Annotated in this window: 24 protein-coding genes; 9 read left to right on the top strand and 15 right to left on the bottom strand. The window is 39.7% G+C overall.

Annotation, left to right across the window (positions count from 1 at the left end; genetic code table 11):
• The first annotated feature begins 4 nt into the window (after nucleotides 1-4).
• Both QW284_05765 and QW284_05760 read left to right on the top strand, forming a co-directional pair.
• Entirely contained in the window at nucleotides 5-1087 is a 1083-nt protein-coding gene (locus QW284_05765) for a DUF711 family protein (protein ID MEM0339173.1), read from the top strand.
• 9 nt (nucleotides 1088-1096) lie between these two features.
• Entirely contained in the window at nucleotides 1097-2116 is a 1020-nt protein-coding gene (locus QW284_05760; GenBank protein ID MEM0339172.1) for a DNA double-strand break repair nuclease NurA, read from the top strand.
• Here the strand turns inward: QW284_05760 and QW284_05755 are convergent.
• A complete protein-coding gene (locus QW284_05755; GenBank protein MEM0339171.1) occupies nucleotides 2113-2583 on the bottom strand; it encodes a thioredoxin family protein in 471 nt (156 codons plus the stop codon). The genes QW284_05760 and QW284_05755 overlap by 4 nt on opposite strands.
• 159 nt (nucleotides 2584-2742) lie before the next feature.
• Here QW284_05755 and QW284_05750 point away from each other — a divergent pair, with 159 nt between their 5' ends.
• From QW284_05750 to QW284_05730, 5 genes are all read left to right on the top strand, one after another.
• On the top strand, nucleotides 2743-3516 hold the full coding sequence (locus tag QW284_05750) for a hypothetical protein (protein ID MEM0339170.1): 774 nt from the start codon (nucleotides 2743-2745) through the stop codon (nucleotides 3514-3516).
• Between the two features lie 80 nt (nucleotides 3517-3596).
• Nucleotides 3597-5702: a ferrous iron transport protein B gene (feoB, locus tag QW284_05745; GenBank protein MEM0339169.1), complete on the top strand. Its 2106-nt coding sequence runs from the start codon at nucleotides 3597-3599 to the stop codon at nucleotides 5700-5702.
• An 88-nt stretch (nucleotides 5703-5790) separates the two neighbouring features.
• Nucleotides 5791-6027 (top strand): FeoA family protein, encoded by a 237-nt coding sequence (locus QW284_05740; protein MEM0339168.1) that lies wholly within the window; start codon nucleotides 5791-5793, stop codon nucleotides 6025-6027.
• 82 nt (nucleotides 6028-6109) lie between these two features.
• Nucleotides 6110-7525: a pyruvate kinase gene (pyk, locus tag QW284_05735; GenBank protein ID MEM0339167.1), complete on the top strand. Its 1416-nt coding sequence runs from the start codon at nucleotides 6110-6112 to the stop codon at nucleotides 7523-7525.
• Nucleotides 7526-7884: 359 nt separating this feature from the next.
• Complete coding sequence (locus tag QW284_05730; protein MEM0339166.1) at nucleotides 7885-8448, top strand: class I SAM-dependent methyltransferase; 564 nt, start codon at nucleotides 7885-7887, stop codon at nucleotides 8446-8448.
• A 266-nt stretch (nucleotides 8449-8714) separates the two neighbouring features.
• On the opposite strand, the gene QW284_05725 is transcribed toward QW284_05730, so the two are convergent.
• The 4 genes from QW284_05725 to sppA all read right to left on the bottom strand — a co-directional run bounded on the left by QW284_05725 (nucleotide 8715) and on the right by sppA (nucleotide 12832).
• Nucleotides 8715-9227, bottom strand: coding sequence for an Hsp20/alpha crystallin family protein (locus tag QW284_05725; protein ID MEM0339165.1), 513 nt, complete (start codon nucleotides 9225-9227; stop codon nucleotides 8715-8717).
• Nucleotides 9228-9674: 447 nt separating this feature from the next.
• Complete coding sequence (locus QW284_05720; protein ID MEM0339164.1) at nucleotides 9675-10559, bottom strand: NAD(P)-dependent oxidoreductase; 885 nt, start codon at nucleotides 10557-10559, stop codon at nucleotides 9675-9677.
• A 75-nt stretch (nucleotides 10560-10634) separates the two neighbouring features.
• Nucleotides 10635-11552 (bottom strand): SDR family oxidoreductase, encoded by a 918-nt coding sequence (locus QW284_05715; GenBank protein ID MEM0339163.1) that lies wholly within the window; start codon nucleotides 11550-11552, stop codon nucleotides 10635-10637.
• A 329-nt stretch (nucleotides 11553-11881) separates the two neighbouring features.
• On the bottom strand, nucleotides 11882-12832 hold the full coding sequence (gene sppA / locus QW284_05710) for a signal peptide peptidase SppA (GenBank protein MEM0339162.1): 951 nt from the start codon (nucleotides 12830-12832) through the stop codon (nucleotides 11882-11884).
• Nucleotides 12833-12975: 143 nt separating this feature from the next.
• On the opposite strand from sppA, the gene QW284_05705 reads away from it, so the two are divergent.
• Entirely contained in the window at nucleotides 12976-13692 is a 717-nt protein-coding gene (locus tag QW284_05705; protein ID MEM0339161.1) for a DUF973 family protein, read from the top strand.
• A gap of 73 nt (nucleotides 13693-13765) precedes the next feature.
• Entirely contained in the window at nucleotides 13766-14419 is a 654-nt protein-coding gene (locus tag QW284_05700) for an HD domain-containing protein (GenBank protein MEM0339160.1), read from the top strand.
• Nucleotides 14420-14740: 321 nt separating this feature from the next.
• Here the strand turns inward: QW284_05700 and QW284_05695 are convergent, their stop codons facing one another.
• From QW284_05695 to QW284_05650, 10 genes are read right to left on the bottom strand one after another with little or no spacing between them, the layout of a single operon-like run.
• Nucleotides 14741-15262, bottom strand: coding sequence for a 4Fe-4S dicluster domain-containing protein (locus tag QW284_05695; protein ID MEM0339159.1), 522 nt, complete (start codon nucleotides 15260-15262; stop codon nucleotides 14741-14743).
• A gap of 10 nt (nucleotides 15263-15272) precedes the next feature.
• Nucleotides 15273-16319: an FAD-dependent oxidoreductase gene (locus tag QW284_05690; GenBank protein ID MEM0339158.1), complete on the bottom strand. Its 1047-nt coding sequence runs from the start codon at nucleotides 16317-16319 to the stop codon at nucleotides 15273-15275.
• Nucleotides 16320-16345: 26 nt separating this feature from the next.
• Nucleotides 16346-16612 carry a hypothetical protein gene (locus QW284_05685; protein ID MEM0339157.1) on the bottom strand — a complete coding sequence of 89 codons (267 nt, stop codon included), beginning with the start codon at nucleotides 16610-16612 and terminating at the stop codon, nucleotides 16346-16348.
• A complete protein-coding gene (locus tag QW284_05680) occupies nucleotides 16609-17124 on the bottom strand; it encodes an NADH-quinone oxidoreductase subunit B family protein (protein ID MEM0339156.1) in 516 nt (171 codons plus the stop codon). The genes QW284_05685 and QW284_05680 overlap by 4 nt, the downstream gene beginning before the upstream one ends.
• A 7-nt stretch (nucleotides 17125-17131) precedes the next feature.
• Nucleotides 17132-17629: a 4Fe-4S binding protein gene (locus QW284_05675; protein ID MEM0339155.1), complete on the bottom strand. Its 498-nt coding sequence runs from the start codon at nucleotides 17627-17629 to the stop codon at nucleotides 17132-17134.
• Between the two features lie 4 nt (nucleotides 17630-17633).
• Nucleotides 17634-19319, bottom strand: a complete 1686-nt coding sequence (locus tag QW284_05670) for an NADH-quinone oxidoreductase subunit C (protein ID MEM0339154.1) — start codon at nucleotides 19317-19319, stop codon at nucleotides 17634-17636.
• A complete protein-coding gene (locus tag QW284_05665; GenBank protein ID MEM0339153.1) occupies nucleotides 19291-20196 on the bottom strand; it encodes an NADH-quinone oxidoreductase subunit H in 906 nt (301 codons plus the stop codon). The genes QW284_05670 and QW284_05665 overlap by 29 nt, the downstream gene beginning before the upstream one ends.
• Nucleotides 20181-20543, bottom strand: a complete 363-nt coding sequence (locus QW284_05660; protein MEM0339152.1) for a hypothetical protein — start codon at nucleotides 20541-20543, stop codon at nucleotides 20181-20183. The genes QW284_05665 and QW284_05660 overlap by 16 nt, the downstream gene beginning before the upstream one ends.
• Complete coding sequence (locus QW284_05655) at nucleotides 20540-22048, bottom strand: proton-conducting transporter membrane subunit (GenBank protein MEM0339151.1); 1509 nt, start codon at nucleotides 22046-22048, stop codon at nucleotides 20540-20542. The genes QW284_05660 and QW284_05655 overlap by 4 nt, the downstream gene beginning before the upstream one ends.
• Nucleotides 22045-23691: a proton-conducting transporter membrane subunit gene (locus QW284_05650; protein MEM0339150.1), complete on the bottom strand. Its 1647-nt coding sequence runs from the start codon at nucleotides 23689-23691 to the stop codon at nucleotides 22045-22047. Before QW284_05650 ends, QW284_05655 begins: the two co-directional genes overlap by 4 nt.
• Nucleotides 23692-23694: the final 3 nt, after the last annotated feature.

Here is a 23694-nt window from a genome sequence, read left to right as displayed (position 1 = left end):
TCACATGGCAAAACCTAGAGCCATAGCCATTCATATTCCTGTCCACAGCTGGTCGAAAGACGAGATTGTGTCGAATGCAATATCATTTGGTGACAAGGTCTTCAGCTGTTTAAAGAGTGTCGGCTTGGAGGTGTGGACAAAGAGGTTCATTCTCCCTATACTGCCGGAAAATTCGTTGGATTGTAGAGACATTGAGCACATAGTTAATGAGATTAGCGGGTCCATGGGGGATAGAATACTTGTGGCATTTCCGCTTGCACCGTCTAGTCAATGCTTAAAAGAGTTGCATAACCTATCAAATATTGATTCAGCATATTTCTCAACAAGTTGCGGGGATGTGGACTGCGTAAACAGGGTTGTTGAACATGTTTATTCTGGGCATAGAAATGTGGAGCTAGACTTCTTCACAAGATTTGCAATATCTTTTGGTATGTGGATAGAGACCCCATATTTCCCAGCAACAGCAAACATATCCAATGTTCTCGGGTTTAGTATATCTCTCAGATATGTTGATGTTGCATCGCAGGCGTTGCTTTATAGCAGAACCCAGCTTCTTAGAGACTTTCTTGAGAATGTTGGTAAGAGGCTTGAGGAGTCTGCTAGGTGTAGCGGTGTAGCTTTTCTGGGTATAGACTACTCCTTATCGCCGTGGATCGAAGAGGAAGAGAGCATTGCAAGTCTCATAGAATCTCTGAGCAACTCTAGAATGGGGTCTCCAGGAACACTATCCACAATATATGCTCTGAACACATTTTTGAGGGGGCTGATCAAAAAGATTGGAGTGAGGCACATAGGCTTCAACGAAGTTATGCTACCTGTGGCAGAGGATCTTGTGCTTAGTGATCGTGTGAGAGAGGGCTCGGTCATGGTCAGAGATCTTATAGCCTATAGCTTTGCATGTGTTGCCGGTCTTGACATGGCTGCTTTGCCGAGGGATGCAGATGTCCGTAGAATTGCATTGGATATGCTAACAGTTTACAGAGTTAAGAACAGGGTTGTGGCGATGAGGGTCATCCCAACAGATCTTGATGCGTCTAGCGAGGTAAAGCTAAAGAACTTCGGGGTAACATATGTAGCAAGGCTTTGAGGCGATTGCATGGCGGCTACAATGTATCCAGAGCTTGTGAAGCTCCTCCTCGTTTTGAGAGATAAGATGGGTTTGGAGATAGATAAGAAAAGGGGTGGTGTAGCAGAGGCAATTTCACCTATAGAGTGGATTCTCATAGGTGATGATGGATGTGGATGCAGAGCTGTTGCAGCATCCGATTCCAGCTTCATATTAATTGAGTCGAGAATTGCAATGCTATACGCATTGCAGGGGATATCACAGCTCTACACAATTGAGGGTGGGAAGATAACTACAAAGGATAGCGATAGATTCTACGACTCTGGCTTTATAGAGTCGTCAGGTAGAAGGGTAGCGACAAGAAGGTCTGCATTCAAAAAGGCTTTGACAGCATATGCCTATCTGAATGAGGTTGAATCCATTGGGAGAATAGTGTCGAGAAACAACACTGACTTGGCTCTTCTCGATGGCTCTCTACTCTCATTTCTTGTCACGAGAAGGGACATTGCCAAGAACATGACTATTGAAAGTGTTCATGGATCAAAGGATCTGGATTCCGTATACAGCAGAAAGGTGAAGATAATCGAAGAGCTGGCGCAAAAAACAACACCGGTTTTCACAGCTAAATCGAGTACTGTTAGCTTCTACACAAGATCTAACTATACAGATTTTCAACTATTTGAAATGGCTAGAATATATGGGATATCACCATATTTCGAAGCTGGCTACTCAAAGCCTTTGGACATAGAGCTAAACAGAGATATAAAGAGGTTTCTTGGGCTCGAGGAATGCGGTCTAAAAGGCTTTATAGTGACTTATGTACGGCTCCAGAGAAACTCCCAAGTGTTCCAGTTGAGCATTCCATACATAGATAGAAAGCCTGATGTAGACGCAATTGTAAGGTGCGTGAAGATGTTCTCTCCAGCTGGATACCCACTACCCCTCGATGTTGTTCACAGATTGAGCAAGCTGTCTAGGAGAAGCCTGAAGGAGTTTCTAATTAGGGTGGGATTCCCTATAGCCTCTGGGAGAGAGTTTATAGAGCTCTAGTTCTCTCCACATCTAGCACTCTTCAAAACCTCCTCTACATAGCTCCTAAAGTATTGGTATGGCATATACCCAAGCAGTGCATCAACAGCCCTTCCATCTATCACCACAACAGTTGTCGGTGTTGAGTATACGCCAAATCCCATTGCGACCTCTGGAACATAGTCGGCGTTGGCCTCTATAAATGCGGCTGACCCCCTAAACTCCTCAGCTACCTTAGCAAATATCGGTTTAAACATTCTGCAGTATGGGCAGTAAGTCGTTGTCACAAGAACAAACACCACTTTGCAGTTAGTTATAGCATTCATGAACTCCTCTATGCTGTGTATAGATCTGAACCCGTATGATGTTCTACAGCACCTTGCCCTCTCTTCAGTTTTAGGAACCTTTGTAAGTTCTAAAGCCATTCTATTCAATATTTCATCGACATCCTCTTCAGCTATATGACCAGCTGGGTCTATTCCATGCATGTAGACACCAAGGAATATTCAATGTACTGGGTTAATAAGTTCAGCCGCCGTGAAAAAAGCAACAAAATAATAACTCCTAGAAAAGCATCAAATAGCTAAAACATTTAAACTTGAAAAATTTTATTAGATGCTAGGAGTTTTCAGAGGTCTTGTTGTTATATGCCCAAGACTCTTATAGATGTTCTAGACCTGTTAGACTCTTTCCCATACTATTCCCAGGAGTTTAAGGCGAGGATCCAATACATGGATCTCACTTTTCTTGTTGGGAGATACTATATAGCTGTTCATGGTGTTCTCTTCCCAATTGTTATAGACTCTGACGAGCTCCCAGCCCAAAGGGTTTTCCTCGAGCCCATAGCAACGATATATATTCAAGAGAGCAAAGCCATTGTCTACATTCGGCAAAACAGCAAATTAGATGTTTTTAGAGAACATGAGCTTGGCAAAGCCCCTGTCATAAACTTGTCAGAAGATGAGAAACTCCTTGTTTTAGCAGCCTCTGCCATTGCAGACAAGATTGTTGAAAACCCTAGTGAGAAGAACATTCTACGTGTTTTGCCAAGCAATTTAAGAACATATGTTGAGGCAGCCATGGATGCTATGAGAGCAGGTCCTTCCATAGAGGCGGTGAAGGCAAGTCCAAAAACAGGTCTAGAGTCTCTTGGGAGAAAATTTCTAGAGTATGTTCTGTGGCTAGGCAAAGCAAACTACGATATTGTTAAAGAGGTTGACTATGTTTTTGGTGTTACTATGAGGACTCTGAGGGTGAGGTATCAAAGCTTTGATGTTGAGATAAAGGCGTTTTCCAGAGCTGGCGTTGCTGAATCTCTGGGTGTTGTTGAAAAGATTCTTCCGATAAACATTGTTTCCAGCATTATTAGAAATATTGAGAAGTCTTTCAAAGTTCTGTATGTTGCCTCGAGTCTTCTATAATATTCAATTCGAAATAATAATTTTAGACACATCTAAACTTATTAACCTTACTATTAGCTAGATCGATTGGTGTATATAGTTTGTCAGAGCTTCGTAGAGAACAATGCAACATTGTTGTAGCTGTTGTGGGCCAGCCTAATGTCGGTAAATCAACTCTATTCAATGTCTTAACGGGCAGAAGAGAAAGGGTAGGCAATTTCCCAGGTACAACAGTTGCTATGAGCATTGGTAGAAGGAGGTATGGAGACAAAACCATGTGTTTTGTTGATCTCCCCGGGATCTATGATTTAAAAGCTGTTTCTCTTGATGAGAAGATAGCTAGGGACTATATAGTTTTTGGGGATTGGGATGCTATTCTAATACTAGTTGATTTGACTAGAGGTTTAGAGGGACTGTACCTAGCTCTACAAGTTCTTCAGCTAACGGATAGAGCTGTTGTGGCTTTGACCAAGTGGGACGAGGTTACCAAGCGTAGAATAAGAGTTGATTTAGATGGGCTGAGTAGGATCCTAGGAGTTCCTGTGGCACCTATATCAGCTCTTAGGGGGGAGGGCATAGAGGATTTGCTGAAAGCCTTAGAGTCTGTTGTCGAGACATCCAGTAGAAAAGCTGCTAAGGGTATACACATTGACTATGGCTCTCTAGAAAACACATTGAATAGCATTGTGAAAGAGATTACAAACAGCTTTATGAGTGATAGGATCGACCCTAGAGGGCTTGCAACACTGATTGCTAGAGGGAACATCGATATTGCTGAGAAGATTGGCCTGTCTCATATAGCCAGGGTGCTGGAGGAAACAGCCAAATCTATGAACATTGATGTTGGTGAACACATTGCAGAAAGCATATACAGATTCATTAGAGGCACCTTCACAAGCCTCATAGCCATAGAGCCTTTGGAGAGATTCGAGAAGAAGGGGTTTGCATACAAGGTTTTTGGGAATCCCTATACAGGCTTTGTAGCAACAGTTGCGACACTGTTTTCAGCTATTTTCATAGCATTTGCGGTTAACACAGGCTTTCCATTCACAGTCATTCTAGAGGCTCTTGGAAGAAGCGACTTGGCAGAGGCGCTAGAGTCCTACACAATCTCTGGACTAATATCGCAGGCTTTCGACTATCTCAAGAACTGGGTACAAAGCTCTTTGGGATCTACACACCCTGTTCTAGCTAGTCTACTCGCCAACGGTATTATAGAGGGTGTTGGTGTTGTATCTTCATTCATCCCACTGATAATGATAACCATGATGATTATGTCTGCCATTGAGGACTCTGGTCTAGGGCCGCTAATGGCAATATCCATGCATAGCCTATTCGCAAAATTCGGTTTGAGCGGCAGGGCCATATACCCCCTCTTCATATCTCTTGGATGCAATGTGCCGGGGGTCATGGCCTCTAGAGCAGCTTTAGACGATGCTGAGAGGTTCGAGATAATAGCTGCTGCCTCTTTCATTCCATGCCAGGCAAGACTAATCGTCATGCTTGCACTAGTAGGCTTTCTATTCCCGGGCAATCCAGCTCTCCAAGCACTTGTGGTTATAGGTGTTTATTTTGGTGGTGCACTACTCTACCTATTGACTGCGAAGATTTTTAGAAGAGGTGTGTTGAGGGTTTCAACACCTCCAGAACTTATACTGGAGCTTCCCAGTCTGCACAGACCGAGTCTAAAGGTTGTTTGGTGGGATAGCTGGTCACTAACAAAACACTTCATTGTCAGAGCTGGAACAGTGCTTGTGCTTCTAGTAGCGGTTGTATGGGCTTTAACAAGCTTTGGGCCAGAGGGATTCGTTGAAGATCCCTCTCAAAGCTGGGCCTCCAACATTGGGAGGCTAATAGGATATGTAATAAAGCCTCTGTATGGATTGAGCGAGGACTCTAGCTGGAAAATTGGATTTGCACTGCTAACAGGCTTTATAGCTAAGGAGAATCTGTTGGCATCAATAGCTGTTATGACTGGTGCTGAGGAGTATCAATCTGCCCTCCAAGCGCTTGGGCTAACAGTTGCCCAGGGTATTGCAATACTAGTTCTATTCATGTACTATGTCCCATGCCTAGCCACAGTAAGTATGATATATGCTGAGAGCAAGAGCATTAGATTCACACTACTTGTGGTAGCTTATATAGTAGCTGTAGCACTTCTAGCATCTCTCTTGGTCTATGGAACAGCCATTCTTCTGCAGCATTGAATTGCTTCTAAAGATTTTAGACTAGTCAAACTTATTAACTCTAGCAAAAAATTTTAGAGTGGATTAGTTATCGCAGAGGCGATTAAAGGTGTATCTAGCGGATCTGCCACCAAATACAGTAGCTACGGTAGTAGACATTGTTGCGGGTCCAGGGCTGAAGGCAAGGCTGATAGGAATGGGGTTTGTCAATGGGGCGAAGATAAAGGTTATAGACAATAGCTCTGGCCATGTCATAGTAGCTCTTGACAGTGGTTTTGGTAGGGTGGTCGCTCTTTCGAGAGGGGTTGCAAACAAGATTATTGTCGAGGTTTCTCAGCAGAGTTGATAATTCTAACAATGCTGTTGATCAAATATTTATACCCCTATAAACAAGGTTGGTATAAGCTATAGGCTTGGTGAAAATGACAATGCCTTTATTCACAAAGGTTATAGCATCTATAGGCCCTGCAAGTAGTGATGCTGCAACGATTTTAAGTATGATTAAGGCTGGGGTCTCAGGGTTTCGAATAAACTTCTCTCATGGTTCTCCCGAGGATTGGGCAAAATATGTTGAAGCAATTAGGTCTGCTGAAAGCAAACTTGGAAGACCAGTTGCTTTGATAGGTGATCTGCAAGGGCCTTCAATTAGGATTGGCAGGGTTGAGCAACCTATAGTTTTGAAGAAAGGTGAAACCGCTCGTATTGTATCTGGTCTAGAGGCTAAAGGTGGAAATGAGAAGATTATTCCAATGCCTATAAACAAGTTTTTTGATGCTGTTGAGGAGGGGGACATTCTTGTCATGGATGATGGGAGAACGAGGCTCAGGGTCTCAGAGATTCAGACAGACTACATTGAGATAACTGCTCTAACAGAATCTGTTATAACATCTAGAAAAGCTGTTACTGTATACAATAAGGAGATTGATCTGCCACCTCTTAGCGAGGCTGATATGAACAATGTGAAGTTTGCTATAGCCCATGATTTCGACTATATTGGGCTTAGCTATGTTAGGAGTGGGAGCGACATAGATATTCTAAGGGACTATCTTAGGAGGGTTGGAAGAGAAGACATTGGGATAATAGCTAAGATAGAGACCAAGAGTGCTATAAAGAATCTAGATGAGATTATTGGGAAAAGCGATGTTGTTCTGGTTGCAAGAGGGGATCTGGGGATGAACTTTGGGTTAGAGGAGATACACTCTCTTCAGAGCACAATTGTTGACAAGGCTCTGCAACACAGAAAGCCAGTTATTGTGGCAACACAGCTTCTAGAGTCAATGGTTGAGAAACCTGTTCCAACAAGAGCAGAGGTTGTTGATGTTAGTACAGCTGTTGAGATGGGTGTAGATGCTTTGATGCTGACTGGGGAGACGGCTGTCGGCAAGTACCCTCTAGAGGCTGTGTCGTGGCTGATAAAAATTGTTAACTTTGTAGAGAGAAGCACACTCAAAAGCGAGTTCGAGGACATAGCCAAGAAAGCTAGGAAAAACATAAGTGAGCTGAGGCTAATGTTTGCAAAGGGTGTTATAGAGCTTGCAGAGGATATGAATGCCAAGCTTGTTGTTTTCAGCCTATACGGAAACACAGCAAAGAGAATATCATCGCTAAGACCAACAATACCAGTTTATGTAGGCTCCTCAAACATATCCATAATGAGAAAACTGGCTATACTATGGGGGATACAGCCACTCCGCGTAGAATCAAACAACTATGAAGAAGGTCTTCAAAAAACGGTGCAGAAAGCCATAGAGCTTGGATATGTAAGCTACGGAGACCTAGTCATAGCAACATATGGATTAAAAGAGCCTAGGCAAAGAATAGAGATTCAGAGAATAGTTAGCTAAAACCATAGATCTCGCTATCTAGACCTAAAATATTGTCATAGAGTTGATTGTAGCATCATCCAACAGCTTTTCTAAAGAGACTCCAGTCAAAGCCTTTGCCATCCACAAAAGTTATTATAAAGATATATGTTTCTAAAAACAGATTAATAGATTTAAACGATTGAAGCATATTTGATGAGTGAAATCCGGGCTGAAATATGATGAACCTAGATCAGACTGAAGAAATGAGCGGGCAAGAAGCTCTGATTCCCTCCCATTATAAGGGGCAATGCTTTCGATCGCAACTTAATGTATTATTTGACACAAGTTTATTAGATCGATTATGTAGAATAGAAATTGTTACTACATGGTTGATATAATTGAACAGGTTACTCGATTTCATTGAGTATTTCGAGGATATATCTGATAGAATGTTTGTGCCAAGAATTGATAGGGAGGATGGGCTGGTTCTATACACAATTATATCTACAATGGTTAATCGTTACGGAAAGTTTATAGCTGTTGATGCTGGTGCTGGTGTGGGCTATTCAACTCTCTGGATAGTTGCCCCTCTCGAAGATCTATGTGTTAGAGGCACTGTGTTTGCTGTGGAGTGGAATAGGGAGAGATATGAAGTTTTGAAAAAGAATTTCAGTAAGATAACTACTAGATGTGTAGATGTGGAAGTAGTGAATCAAAATGCTGTAGACTTTATCGAAACCTTTGGAGACGGTGATATAAACTTCGCATTCGTTGATATAGATAAGAATTTATATAGAGCATTTCTTGTAAGGGCTTTGAGCAAGATTGCAGGTGGAGGTGTTATAGCATTTCACAATGCATACATGGTACACAACTTCTACAAAGATGTTATTGAAGGTAGAAACTACATGGTTTTCACAATCCCTACATCAGAAGGAATACTACTCATAAAACTTTTTTGAAGCTATAGAGCTGTTGCCACCAACAAGTGATAACAAGTTGCTTGTCTAGTGCATGGAATACCTGATACCCATATCCAAATAGTGTTAGAATTGACAAAGCTTTGTGCAAACCCATTGCTGTTATACATTTGACAAGAAGTGGGAAAGGGTGGTAAGAATAATTGTTGTCATTGAACTTTGCATCTTTGATCATAGTTCTAGTCACTCATATAAGTGGTTAGATATAATCAAAAATTGAGGCTACAATAACCAGAAATTTGTGGGTGTTAGTGTTGGTCTCTCTCTATCCTCTTCCGCTTTTTCAAAGCAACTATCTCTATTAGTCCATTCCTGTAAGAGTGCTTAATGGATCCAGACTCTACATCAGCTGGTAACTCAATCTCTTTTCTATACCTTTTGTAGCCGTCGACAACCTCTAAAAGAAGGTGTCTATCGTCAATAGGTGCAACAGCTATATCCTGCTCGCTAACCCCTGGAAACTCAACTACAACTCTTATAGAATTACCCTCGTCATAAACATCTACTAGAGGCTCATCAACACCCGGCTTCTCATCTACTACAGTAACCCTTGGTTTATCTTGCCACTCATCGCCAAATCTATATATCTTTGGTACACCGTCTGGCCCAATCTCTATTTTAAAACCATAGAATCTTCTATTACTGGGATCCTCTCCAAGGTATTCAAACAGATCATTAAAGTCCTTTAGAAACTCGTTGAACAACTTATTAAAGATTTCTCGAGCCATTCTATAAAACTCGTCCCAATCATCTTCCTCCATTAAACAACGCCTCACAAACAAAATTTGCATTAAACGGAATATAAATTTAGCTTGTGTGAATATAACAGCTTAGCCAAAGCACATTCGATCTCAAGTTTAGCAAAGATTGTTTAGGGTATAGATAAACAGTAAGTGGCGGAGACCACTACACTGGGAGACTATAAATAGTATTTTAGTAAAAGAGCTTTAGAATAGCCATGATAAAACCTTGCGAGGAGATGGTGTTAACCCAAGACCAGAGAACTGGTTTTGAACAAAACAATCTTAGCTTTAATCCTTACCCATAGTTCTACTCATAGCTCTAGTAACTATATAGAATCTAGAATGATTGGTTAAATGCCTCGGTTAATGGTAATAGAACAGCGACTTACTTAATGCGGTTTTAACTTATTAGGCTGGGCAATACTTCCAAAAATCTGTTAGGTTTATAGCTATTTGATTCATGTTTTAGCTGTTTTCTAGTGTCTTTGTTTTGTTGGCAAGCTCTATGAAATATTTTGCTATTTGTGGATAGTCTTTTTCTCTATATCCTGTTGAACTAGCCATCATATATAGGGTTGACATTGCTTCTGCTACTATCGACGGTATCCTCTTCTCTTTTAATGCTGATGCTATACACATATAGTCTTTTCCAGCCATCCAAGTTTTGAATCTGGGTGGCCTCTCCTCAAATACTCTACTCCAGTACCTCTCAATGATAGAGCCAAACCAAAGATTCTTTGCAACTTCTCTAAAAACGTCTATGTCTACATCCCATGCTGTTAGGAGTGCTAGAGACTCTGCTAATATACCCGGTATGGACAGGCCTATGTGGTTTAACGCTAGCTTGAGTGTCATAGCCTTTGGAACTTCGCCAACATATATAACCCTCTGGCTATACAACTCGAAAATCTTTTTGCTCTCCTCAAATAGGTTCTTATCTCCTCCAACCATTGATAAGAGCCTGCATTCCCTAGCCTCATCACCACTTCCATAAACAGGAGACTCTAAATAGTTTACACCAGCATTTCTGAGAATCTTCATTGCTGCAATACTAGTTGATGGCACTACTGTGCTAGCGTTTATCAATAGTCCTCTTTTAAATCTGCCCCCAGAAGCTATGGCGGTAGCAACATCGAGTACAGCACTATCATCGGTAACAAAAACAATCACGGCATCGTTATCAGCTACAAGCTTCTTAACATCGTCATAGGCTTTCCCGCCTATCTCAGAAGCTATCTTTACTGCCTTCTCATAGCTTCTGCTATAAATATTTACATCTATACCCTTAGAAGAGAGGCATTTGGCTAGATTAGACCCCATTATACCTGTTCCTATAACCCCTATTCTCATAGTCTATGCCACCAATTAGGGTTTTTGTGTAGTCATATATAAAATTTTTAGTGTTGCTCCTTATGTAAAACAGCTCTACAGTGTTTTTAGGATTTCCCCAAGTTTCTTCTTAGCATCTTCTACACTTCTATACCCCTTAACCCTCTCAATAAGTTCTCTAAACATCTTCCCAAGATCCCTGTCTTGGAAGAGCATTGCCAAGCCCTCTTCAATAACGTTCTCATCTAGGTACACCATCTTAGCGGATACACCACCATCTATAACTATATTCACACCAGTTATCCATGATGCTTCATCAGATGCTAGAAAGGCTACTAGAGTAGCTATATCCTCTGGTCTCCCAACCCTTCCAGCAGGGTGCCACATGTGATCCAATGGTGATAGCCTAGACTCTTTTGGTGGGATCTGCCAAGCTGATGTATCTACCCAGCCAGGCGAGATGGAAACAACTCTTATGCCATATCTTGCAAGGGATATCGCTAAAGAGTGTGTCAACGCCACTAACCCACCTTTGGAAGCCGAGTACGGCTCTGTATTTGGCTCTGACTGAAATGCTCTTGTAGAAGCAATATTGATTATAACACCGCCGTTCATCTTCATATACCTAACAGCATGTTTCGAGCATAACCAGGGGCCAGTAAGATTAACATCTATAACCCTTTTCCACTCATCTAGTGACTGCTCCTCTAAACTCTTGCCATGGAATCCTATTCCAGCATTATTAACAAGAACGTTTATAGCTTTGAACCTTTTGTAGACAGTGTCCATAGCATCTCTAACATGCTCTTCATTAGATACATCAGCATATACAAAAATTGATTCTATGCCCCTAGAACCAAATATCTTAACCCTATGCTCACCAGCATCACTGTCAATATCTAGTATAGCTACTTTGCACCCCTCTAAACCCAGTCTATAAGCTATGGCAGCGCCTATCCCCCTAGCACCACCGGTCACAACACATACCTTTCCAACAAATCTGTCCATGCCCATATCTGATCAGCCAAAGATATTTTTCTGTAGATATCTAAAGTATATATCTGTATATAGATGAGAGCATTAAGCTAATGATGCTTATACCCCCCAACAAGCCTCATGATCAATAATTACACAGCTCTGAAAACAATTGAACAAAACATTTAGTATACCCTGACCATACCCTCGCATAGCTAGCTCTGGGTAATGTATGTCCCTGTTGCTTGCATTGGATTTCAGAACAAAAATTCGAAGTTAAAGAGAGGTTTTCAATGCATTTATGGTCTAAGGATCTAATTTTTATTTAATGCTAAAAGCCATAACTCTAAAACTGGTTTGCATCTAGATTAGCTTGGGCTGGGCATCCACAGGTATAGTGGCTTGCCCACGAACTCTGTTGATAAATAGCTTTCTAAGTTACTTGGTCCGCCAATTTTTATCTCAACACCTTTGATCCCAATATCTAAGCCTAGAAGCTGTTGTAGCAAGCCCTTTGGCTTCTCGATCTTTATAACTGGTGCCTGTGGAGATAGGCCAGCTAGTTGCCTAGCTATATTGACCGCGTCGTCTAGTGTGCCGACATAGTCTGCCAAACCCACTTTGACAGCGTCTTCGCCAAGGTATATCCTCGCCTGGAAAACTTCGCTATCGCTAATGTTTCTGTGTTCCCTGACCCTCTCTATGAATACCTGGGCAGTCTTATTGATGATGTCCTGCAGAATCCCAATCTCTTTTTGCGTCGGTGGCCTAAACGGGGATGTGATATCCTTGTACACACCAGATTTTAGCACAGTTACATTGACCCCGAGCTTATTGAGGAGATCCTCAATGTTAATGATCTCCATGACAGCGCCAACAGAGCCTACAAGTGCATGTGGATTCACCACAATTTTTTGTGCTGGTAGAGAGATGTAGTAGCCGCCACTAGCCAAAACCTCTGGGGAATAGACGACAACAGGCTTCGACTTGGCCAACCTCTTAATCAACTGGTATATCTCTTCAGATGCCGCCGCAGACCCACCTGGACTGTTAATTGATATGACAACAGCTTTTATAGATGGGTCAGAGAGGGCTTGATCTACATAGTACTTCACATCGGATGGTGTTATAGAGCCGCTTGAAACTATATTTAGAGAAGCGCTGCTATAGCTTATAGTCCCGCTGAGCTCTATCAATGCTACTGCCCCTATCCTCAGTCTCTCAATCTGCTGCATGAAAGACCATATGGTAACCCCCAAAACAATCGATGCAATAACAGCCATCGAAACTATTATAATTAGCAATGTCCTTCTCTTCATAAATAGCACCAAATACACTATGCAGTAGATAGATATATAAACATTTATTGTAGCGGTGAAGAAGTCGCCTAGGGCAAACAAATCCAAGTAAATTCAATAATTTATATATATCTGCTCTTCATAAACAATGTTGGTGTAGAGAGGTGTCTACACCAGCTGCTAGCCCATCATTGGCAGAGCCTCTACAGAAGATTAGATCAGTAGCACTGCTAATGGTGATAGGATACCTGCTCACCGGTATTGGAGACCTGATGATAGTGTTGTCAATGCCAACGATATTAGCAGCACCTGCAGCTCCACACAATGTACTACATGCAATATTTGGAAGCATTGTAGCTATAATCTTTTTGCTCATAGGATTTACAGTGATTTTGATTGGCTTGTATATGGGGTTGGTTCCAGGTGTTAGAAGGCTTTCCAAAGTCGATGACAGGTTCTCAACAGCTTCAACACTTATAAGAATTGGATATGTATGGGGAGTGATACTGTTAATAGTAGGAATTATTGTTGCTGTTATGGGGATCATCTTCTATCTCCCTGCCACTATGTCTCACGGTGGGCAATTCATTACAGGAGGAGCTCTTATGGCGCTAGCTGCCGGTATGGTTATAATAATAATTAGTTTGATACTTGTGATCCTAGGCTATATAGGGATTATAATACTTGCATTTAAATTTAATGATGTTGAACATGATGGTCTTTATCTAGCAGCTGGAATACTCTTCATACTAGGCATAATCATACCATTTGCAATGTTCGTAGCATGGATACTTATGTATATAGCCCTTGGTAGAAGCATTGAAAGACTTAAGACAACTCCACAACCACCCGCTCCAGCGTCAGCACCATCCCTGGTTTAAATTATAAAATAGATCACATTTTTAATCTATTAACATTATCCAATTCTTTAAAAGCCATTTTTCGGGGTTGAATATGCTTATTGGAGAGAGGAGCAGAGTTGTTGATTTGATAGAAAAACTTGTTATAATGCTGGTTCCAGACGATGTTGCGCATGGTATTGGTCACGTGTTAAGGGTTAGAGAGCTGGCTTTGGAGATTGCTAGCAGTATTGAAGAATCTGTTGATAGAGAGGTTTTGGAGTTGGTAGCTCTTCTGCATGATATTGGGAGGCTCTATAGTGATGAGGGACATGCTAAGAGAAGTGCAGAGATTGCTAGGATACTTTTAGAGCTTGCAAACTATCCAAAGGATAGAATAACCAGGGTTGTAGAAGCCATAGAATCTCATAGCTTTTCTGAGGGTAAAGAACCCAGAGCTATTGAAGCTAAGATACTTAGTGATGCTGATAAACTAGATGCTATGGGGGCGATAGGCATAGCAAGAGTCTTTTCACATAGCTGTAATAAAGGTAGATCACTTGAAGATAGCTTGAAGCACTTCTATGATAAGATTCTAAAGTTGCCGAAAATGATGTTTACTGAACCTGGAAAGAGGATGGCTATTAAAAGAATTGAAATTATTGAAAGATATCTCACAGAACTAAAGCAGGAGTTGAAAACAACAAATGCAATCATCTACAACCAACATGAAGATTCGCGTTTTAGGGAGAAAACCACCACATCATAAAGTCAGTATAACTATCGTTCAATTATGTAATCACATTTCTATAAACCTGCTCCAACACTCCTAAAGCATCTCAACTCACAGCTTTGAATGAACAGCTAAATTTTAGACATAAAGCATTTCATGCAACAAAAGTTATGGAATATATGGCGTATATAGCAATCGAATAAGTTAAGAAGTTTATAGCTTAGAAGAATTGATTTTATTCTCTCAAAGAATAGAATACCAATAACTATGACATATGAAATAGTGAGACAACATAAAGACAGCAGATTTTTATAATTATTTAAAGCCTTTTATCTATCAAAAATTTATATTGGTGCATTATCTAATTGCTCTACCCCCTTCTTTAAAAGCTTCAACAAGCTTTGTGAGAGTCAATTTACGAACAGTCTTTGTAATGTTTTCCGGAGTTCCAAACACAATGGCATTTGTAGGGCATGTAGCTATGCATCCAGGTTCCAGCTCTTGAGATCTAAGCTTTGAACAGAGATCGCATTTAACTACATGACCTATTGGCAAAAGCTCTGGTATTCCGAATGGGCATGCTATAACACATGATGTGCATCCTATGCATCTCATGGTTCTTGTTATTACGGCTCCATCCTTATCAAAGATAAGCGCCTTTGTAGGGCAAACTGTTACACAAGGTGCTTTGGTGCAGTGGAAACATGATATAGGTTTTCTTAATCCGCTTTCGATTTCGTATAGTCTTATGAATGTGGCTTCATCGTCGTGCAGGAATCTGCAAACCTCTTCGCATGTGTAGCAACCAATACATCTATCATATAATATAAATCTTCTTATCCCAATCTCTTGAATGATAGAGGAGGGTTTGTTGCTCATACAATCACCATCAAAGCTTTCCATAACTCAGATAACTACTAATACTTTTTCCTGCTCTAAGACCACCGCTAAAAGCTTTGCCTATAAATGTTGGTCCGGTAACAACATCTCCTGCAGCAAAAACATTTGCTTTGCTTGTCTGATGATATCTATTAACAATTATTCTACCTGATTTATCTGATGATACCGATGTGTATTGTCCCATGAATGGAGGTGTAGGGATCTCTCCAACCGCAAGTATAACCAAGTCCACTTCTATAACAAATTCAGAACCTGGTATTGGTATTGGCCTTGGCCTGCCAGTTTCATCTGGTTCACCAAGCCTCATCTTCACAAACTCAACACCTGTTGCAAAACCATTTTTAGATATTATTTTCGTTGGTTGGAGAAGCTCCATCCACTTAACACCTTCTCTAATCAAGCTGTTTATTGTGTATACCCCTGCGGGAGCCTCGAAAATAGTTCTTCTATAGACCATGAAAACCTCTGCACCCGTCTCCAAAGCCTTTTCAGCTGCGTCAACAGCTGAGAGACCTGCTCCAATCACCACAATCCTGTTTCCTTTTGGTGGTTTCTCTGATACAAGCCCCTCTTCATATATTCTCCAATGATATAAATATTCGAGGGCTGAGAAAACGTTTTTGCTGTCCTCACCCTCAACATCAAGTTTCCTTGAGCTCCACGTTCCAGTAGCAATTAAGACAGCTTTATACTTCTCAACTATATCCTCAAGCTCAACAACATTTTTAACAAATTCATCTCCTTCATCATGTCTCTTCTGCCCTTTTGCAAAAACCTTTGTGTTAAAGTAGAATTTAACTGACATCCTATCTCTAAGATCCTCAACACCCTCAATAATGTTGTCAGGATAGATCCTGTAACTTGGTATAGCAAACATCATCATGCCTCCTGCATATGGAAGTTTATCATAGACGTCAACTTCAAAACCCTCGCATGCAAGATATCCTGCTGCTGCTAGACCCGCTGGCCCTGCACCTACAACAGCTACAGAACCTCTTTTTCCTCCACCTTCCCTGCATAGGAATGCAAATCTCATACAATTCACCTCTAAACTATTTTCAATCACTCTACAAAAATCTTTATATATTCATTCTCTTCAATTTCTATATTTGCAATCCCCTTAATAGCTTCTTTATTTCCATTAGATGATGTTATTAATGCATATCCCCTTTCGTTTATATCTTCCAGGATTTCTCTTGAAAGTTTTTCTAAATCCATCTCCACGACATCTCTGCATACAGCTATAGGGGATGTAATGTGTCTTGGCAGTAAAATTGGCAGGGGCTCACGCTCAACCTCTTTACATATTACAATTCTTGCTTTTTTCATGCCTTTTTCCTCACATAATGAACTTTTTGTTTTACAAGCCCTAGGAGGAGGGCAACTCCATATATAATAGCTTCTGGTCTTGCAGGACAGCCAGGGACATAAACAATCTTATCTATTTCTACTCCAAGCTCATGCAACTTATCTAAGATTTTGTAGAAGCCTCCTATAGTTGAATATGATTCAAACCATATATTTCCGCCCACAGCACAGGAACCTATTGCAAGAACTAGTCTAGGTCTTGGCATAGCCCTCAAAGCTTTTACAACTCTTGGAAGAGTCTTTATTGTTATAGGGCCTGTCACTAAGGCTAAGTCAGCGTGTCTAGGGCTTGCAACAAGTTTAATACCGAATCTCTCAACATCAAACCACGGCGTTAAAACATCTAGAATCTCTATGTCGCATCCATTACAACCACCCGTATTGATGTGGTAAACCCAAATGCTTCTCTTAATTCTTTTAAGTGCTTTCTCTAAATCCTCTTTACTAAAGCTAGAGATTGTTGTAATATCCATGGATTTTCTACCTTCCACCCGTAAATCTCTTTAGAATTTCTAATCTTCTGCAATTCGGACACAGTTCAGCAATGTCGTCTGGTAAAGCCTCTACCTGGCTTCTAACCTTATTCAAAAGCTTTGTAGACACAAATGTTGCCCCACATTTAACACATTTCTTCAGTTCATGTTCAACATCTACATTGAGTTCACTTAGATTTTCAGATGCAAGCTCGAATTCCTTTGTAATGGCTATAGCTTTTTCAGGACATATATCAGCACACATACCACAGAATATGCATTTACCAACAAAGTATCTTAGTATAAGCGTCTCACCTTCTCTAATGAGAGACAGTGCTTTAGGTGGACAAATTCTTGTGCATGCCCCACACCCAGTACACTTCACTGGGTCAACTTCTATAGCACCTCTAAACGACTCTGTTATGAGAGGTCTCTCAAATGGGTATTTTCTTGTAACAGTGCCTACCTTTAATGCTATGGGAATTATTTTTACGAATTTCACCATAGCTTTAAACACCAAATCTAAATTTATTTGATATTACAAAAAGGGGCACCTCCTTAATACTCCCCCTATTAATTTCTATAACAAGAGCCCTATCTGTACATGAAAAACATGGGTCGATGCTAGCAATTGTTATTGGGGCATCTGCAAGCTCTGAATCTCTAAGCATTATGGGTACAGCTGGAAGGTTTTGATATGTTGGTGCCCTAACTCTCCATCTATATGGAGAGTATCTACCTGTTATAAGAAAGTGTATTACCTCTCCCCTAGGTGCTTCAACACTTCCAATACCAATTTTATATGGCTCTGCATCCCAATTCTCTACAGCTATAGGGCCTTTGGGTATTTTATCTAGAAGCTGTCTAACTATGTCTATACTTTCGAAAACCTCGTCAACTCTAACAAGGGTTCTGGCCATGTTATCGCCCTCGCTATAGACAATAACATCAAATGAAACATGTTTGTATGCTGCATATGGATAATCTTTTCTGACGTCTCTTGGGACTCCAGAGCCTCTGGCAGTTGGGCCGACGAGCGAGAGTTTTTGGGCTTCGCCTTTCGGAAGCAGTCCTGTGTCTCTAAGCCTAGACTTGACTTGGGGTACTGAAAGCGCAACATCTATAAATGTTTTAAACTCTTTCTCTACATTGTCTAAAACATTTAGACACTTCCTAATCTTATTCTCGTCTATATCTCTTCTAACACCACCAACAATATTTATCCCATATGTTTTCCTGCTACCAGTCAAAAGCTCTGCTAAAACCATGACCTGTTCTCTAATTCTCCATGCATGCATAAAGCCTGTGTCATAGCCTAGAAGATGGAGGGCTACCCCAAGCCATAGGAGGTGGCTGTGTATTCTCTCAATTTCTAGAATAATAGATCTTATGAAATGAGCTCTTTCAGGAACATCTATTTTAAGTGCGTTTTCAATTGCTTGGCAATATGATGTTGAGTGCACAAAGCCACATATACCACATATTCTCTCAGCAAGAAACGGAACTTGATCATACTTCATATTTTCTCCAAGCTTCTCAATACCTCTATGAACCATGAAGCCAACATATCTTGCATCAACAACTCTCTCACCTCTAACATAAAGCTCAAAGTATTCTGGCTCGTGTAATGCTGGGTGATAGGGGCCTATAGGGATGATAACAGCCGCTTCAGCCTCAACCTTTTTCGCATATTCGAAAACAGGTTTGTATAGCTTCTTCAAATCCTCTATCCCATACTCCTTCCTTAGAGGATACACCTTATCTGGCCAGTCATCAGGTAAAACAAATTTATGTAGCTTTCTACCCTCAAAATCTATACCCATGAGATCATGGGCTTCTTTCTCATACCAGTCAACAGCTTTAACAATATCTATGAGCGTTGGTGCGGATGGGCTATTTTCAGATAGAGGAATTTCTACAATAATTGTGTGGTGAAGAGAGTCAACACCAAAAACATAATATAGCTTAAAAAAGCCATTAACTTCCCTCTCATCAGATGCTGTCATAGTCCTTAAATAAACGTTTTCTAGCTTCATCAACTCTTTGATGACATCAACTAGCTTATCTCTAGAAACAAATACTCTTGTAAAATCAGGTTTACGCTCTAAGACCTCAGCTCCCAAGCCCCCAACATTTTTAATAACTTTGTCTAATATGTTGCTATTATCATATAGATATGAAGTTTGTGAAAACATATACGCCAACCCACATTAGAATAGCTAAAAGATATATAAAGAAGACTGTTTTGAATGCTATATCTATTCTCGATCTTCCCAACATTATGCTTACAATAGCAAATAATAGAAATAGAAGTATTGTGAAAATATGTAGTAGAAGGAGATATATGAAAGGATTAGTCAAATAATTTTTGAATATTGCTAAAGCTAAGGATATTGGTATAGATGCAAAAACATATCTATCTAAAGTGTGGCTATATAGATATAAGCCTAGAATAGGTCCAGAAAACTCTATTATAGACCCAGAAGCAAGTTCTGGCTCGGCTTCATGTAAATCATATGGGAGCCTCTTACCAGCGACGAAAACAGAGATTAGGAGGGGTATGAATGAAATTATGAAAAGAGTTATACCTCCAAGACTAGTTAGCATAGTTAGTGCAGATAGCGTGTAGAATGTGATGAAACCTACCTCATTTCCTATATTAATTGTTAAAGCTCTAAACGTTCCTATAAATGAAAATGGATTCGAAGATATTGTATATACTAGTGTATTGAGAATGTGCGTAGAGATTGCCAAAACTATTGTTGTAGCTATAAAGAAGATGTTTATGTTTTGAAAAGCTAGATGTGCAGAGATATAGACTCCTATAAATAATAGTAATGTTATGGTCATGGAAAGAATAATTGTTGCGACTTTTACATTTAATGCTGCTACAACTTCTTTAGACATCAACTTTAATATGTCATACCAAGTTTGTAAAACTGTTGGAGGACCAACTCTACTTTGTATATCAGCTCTTATCTTACGCTCAATGCCGTCTAGTAGAGGTGGTAATAGAGAGTATAGAATAAGTGAAATAATAGCTATTGATATAAGCTCTAATGCATTAGCCATGCCACCATCACTACAACAACTATTGATATAACTGATAGAATTTGAAGAAGAAGTGATTGAACTGATAGGGAATCCTCTAATGAGCATTGAAGTCTTTGCATGCTAATTGTAGTGTTCTTCATAAAGTTAATAATATTATCTTCTCTTTGCATATTAATTGTAATGGTCTTCATAACTGCCTTCATAAAGTTAATAATATTATCTTCTTTAGATAAAATGTCATGAAGCTTTAATGCGAAGTTTATCACATAGGATAATATATGTCTATTTCGCTGTTTAAGTCTCACAACTCTATGCTTTAAAGCATCGACAATTCTATTAATTATAGATGCAACTGTGTAGCTCAAGGCATTTCGCCTCCAAGCCATATACTATCATATGAAATCCTTTTTACACGTGTATGCACATAGGTAATTGTTAATATAAATAAAGCTGTGCTAAAAGCTATGGCAAGCACAATTTCTGCAGTTATTGCGATGTTTAGAAGAACAGGAATTAAAGGAGCCATGGCTATGCCCAGAAAGCCTGGTATAAACTCCCATTTAATAATACTACTTGCATTTTTGCTAACTTCAATGTCCTTTGCTTTCCAAGAGCCCCAGTAAACAGCTAGGTATTTAACTCCATATATAATTGCCAATGCTAATGCAACAGCTATTGTGGCTAACAATAGTGTTCCACCAACAACATTTTTTATTAGAAACTCTATAGACGATAGAATCAAAAGAAGTTTTGCTATAAAGCCAATTGTTGGTGGAACACCCATTAGAGAAAGCATTGATGTTAAAGCTGATGTAGATGCTTGTGGAATAACCCTTGATAAACCACCTAACTTCTCAATTTCTCTAGTGTGAGTAGTAACTTCAACGGTACCAGAATTTAGGAATAGAGCTGATTTGAAAAGAGCATGAGCAGTTATGAGTGTGATAGAGGCGGCAAAGCATATTGGGCTATTAGTCAGCTTATATAGCATTGTAGAGATTATCATTAAACCTGTATTCTCTATGGTACTATATGCTAAAATTCTTTTAATATCTGATTGAGCTATTGCTTGAAGACCTCCATAGACAGCTGATATGCCACCTAGAATGAGGAAGATTATGGGGGTTGTAGATATGTCGATGGCGGGGAGAATTCTTAAAATTCCATATAACCCCATTTTAACCATTATGCCAGATAAAATTGATGATGCTGGTGCAGGGGCAAGGGAATGTGCATCTGGTAGCCAAAAGTGGAGGGGGGCTATAGCAGCTTTGGCAGAAAAGCCTAGCAGAATTATAATTGATATGTATGATGGCATAGAACTTATCGTATCTTGGATTTGGGTAACCGGTAAAGATATAGCATTTGAAAACCCTATAAGAACTGCTAGATAGGCTAGCAACGTCATTAAAGCTAAATCCGCTGGAACCATAGAGACAACAAGATATCTTAAACCAGCTCTCAACGTCTCTTCCTTAATCTCATAGACAATTGCGAAAAATCCGACAATTTCAGCAATAAGCCAAGAAATTATGAAAAGCATTATATTGGGAGCAATAAATGTTATGTATATAGAAAATGCGAAAAGGTCTATAAGTATGTGAAGATCTGATGAACCATATTTCAAAACTTCATATAGATTAGTGTACATAGATGATGAAAATCCTACTATGAGTGATAGAAATGCAAATAAGAATGAAGTTAAATCAACATATCCATAGATAAACCCTGTAATAAGTGCAGAGAGCATAGCTGCATAGCCAACAATTCTAAGCAAGCTCTTTCTAATGTAACCCCCCACAATGACAGGTATGAAGGCAACCAAAGAAGCTATTAATACGATATATTGAGATTTGATTAATTCTATCATGGAATTCCACCCATAAATTTTGCTATATCTTCAACAGACTTGATATACTGTTTAATGCCATTAACACTTGAAACAATTTTAGCGTTACTTATTAAAAAGCTGTATAGTGTTCCCTGTATGAATAATATTCCCAATACTACAAGAATCGTAGCCATTGATAAGCATAAATGTGTTGGAAGTGATATATCGGCTTTCTCAATTTTTGAAGGCTTTAGTATGAATAAAGCATAAATTAGTTTGAAGTAACCTATTGCTGTAATTCCTGAAATCACTATTATGGAAATGGCATAGAATATAAAACCTCCGTTAATCATTGATAAGAAGAGCATGTATTTACTGAAAAACCCTGCTAGTGGAGCTACCCCCAATAAACTTAGAGACCCTATTGCAATAGCTATTGAGATCCCTGGATAGATTCTTCCATAGCCATATAAATCCCTTATTCTTCTACTTCTTGCAGTTGTAGCTAGTGTACCAAGACCTATAAACAGCATAGATTCGCCAAATGCATGTGTAATACTGTGGAATAGCAGTGCAGCAACAGTTAATGCAATAGCATCTTCGTTTTGATTTGATGCAAGTCCCGCCATAACAATAAATAACAGTCCTATGTGGCTTATTGTACTATAAGACAAAAACCTTTTAACATCTTTTTGAATAGTCATTAAGAGACCTCCTAACAACCCTGTTAAAAAGCCTAAGAAGCTTAGCATATATAAGATTATGTCTCTAAATGGAATGCTCCACAACTTGAATAAGAGGATCGAGCTATAAGGAGAGAATATAGTGATAAACAATCTAAGAATTCCATAGGCCCCAACTTTATCAACAACACCTGCAAACATTGCTGAGGCAGGTGTTGGCGCTTCTGTATATGCACTTGGAAGCCAGTAGTTATTTGGAAAGAGACCGGCTTCGAAAGTTAAAGCCCATAGCATAAATGCTAAAGCCATTGCAGAAGCCAGTTGTATATTCCCAAAACATATTCCATCTCTGCAAACACCACTCCATGTACTAAGCATACGGGCTTCTATATTATTTGATTTGCTAGCAATGTCAGCCATATTTAGTGTTCCAAATGATAGATAGAGATATGCAACGCCAAAGAGAAAGAATGTTGTTGCTAAAACACCTATAAATGAATAGCTTGCAGCAGCTTCAATAGCCCACCTCCTCTTCTTAAAGAATGCCACTAAAACATAAGATGAAATTGCCAAGACTTCTAGCATTACAAAGAAGTTGAATATATCGCCTGTATAGATACATCCAGTCACCCCAGCTATTAGCAAAAGCAAAAGTGTTGATAGCCACGTAGGCCCATCAACAACTTTGAAATACCAGAAACAGTATATCGATGTTATTAAAGCAATAGATGTTGCTATAACACCATAGATAGCATTAATAAAATCAACTGTATATACAATGCCTATTGGAGGCGGCCAGCCACCAAATGGATATACAACAACACCTCTATCAATAACATCAAGTAGAATCTTTATAGAGAATAGAAATATAGATCCAGTTGCAACTAGTTGAAGTGTTGCAATAAGCCATCTACTTCTTATGAAAATAGACACAATAGGTATTAGAACAGCTATGACTGCTGGTACAAATGGAATTAAACTGACTATATGGTTGTACACTCT

The sequence above is a fragment of the Ignisphaera sp. genome (assembly GCA_038735125.1).
Classification (GTDB): Archaea; Thermoproteota; Thermoprotei_A; order Sulfolobales; family Ignisphaeraceae; genus Ignisphaera.
The sequence above is the reverse complement of the archived record's forward strand: the minus strand, read 5'-3'. Positions and strand labels throughout refer to the sequence as shown.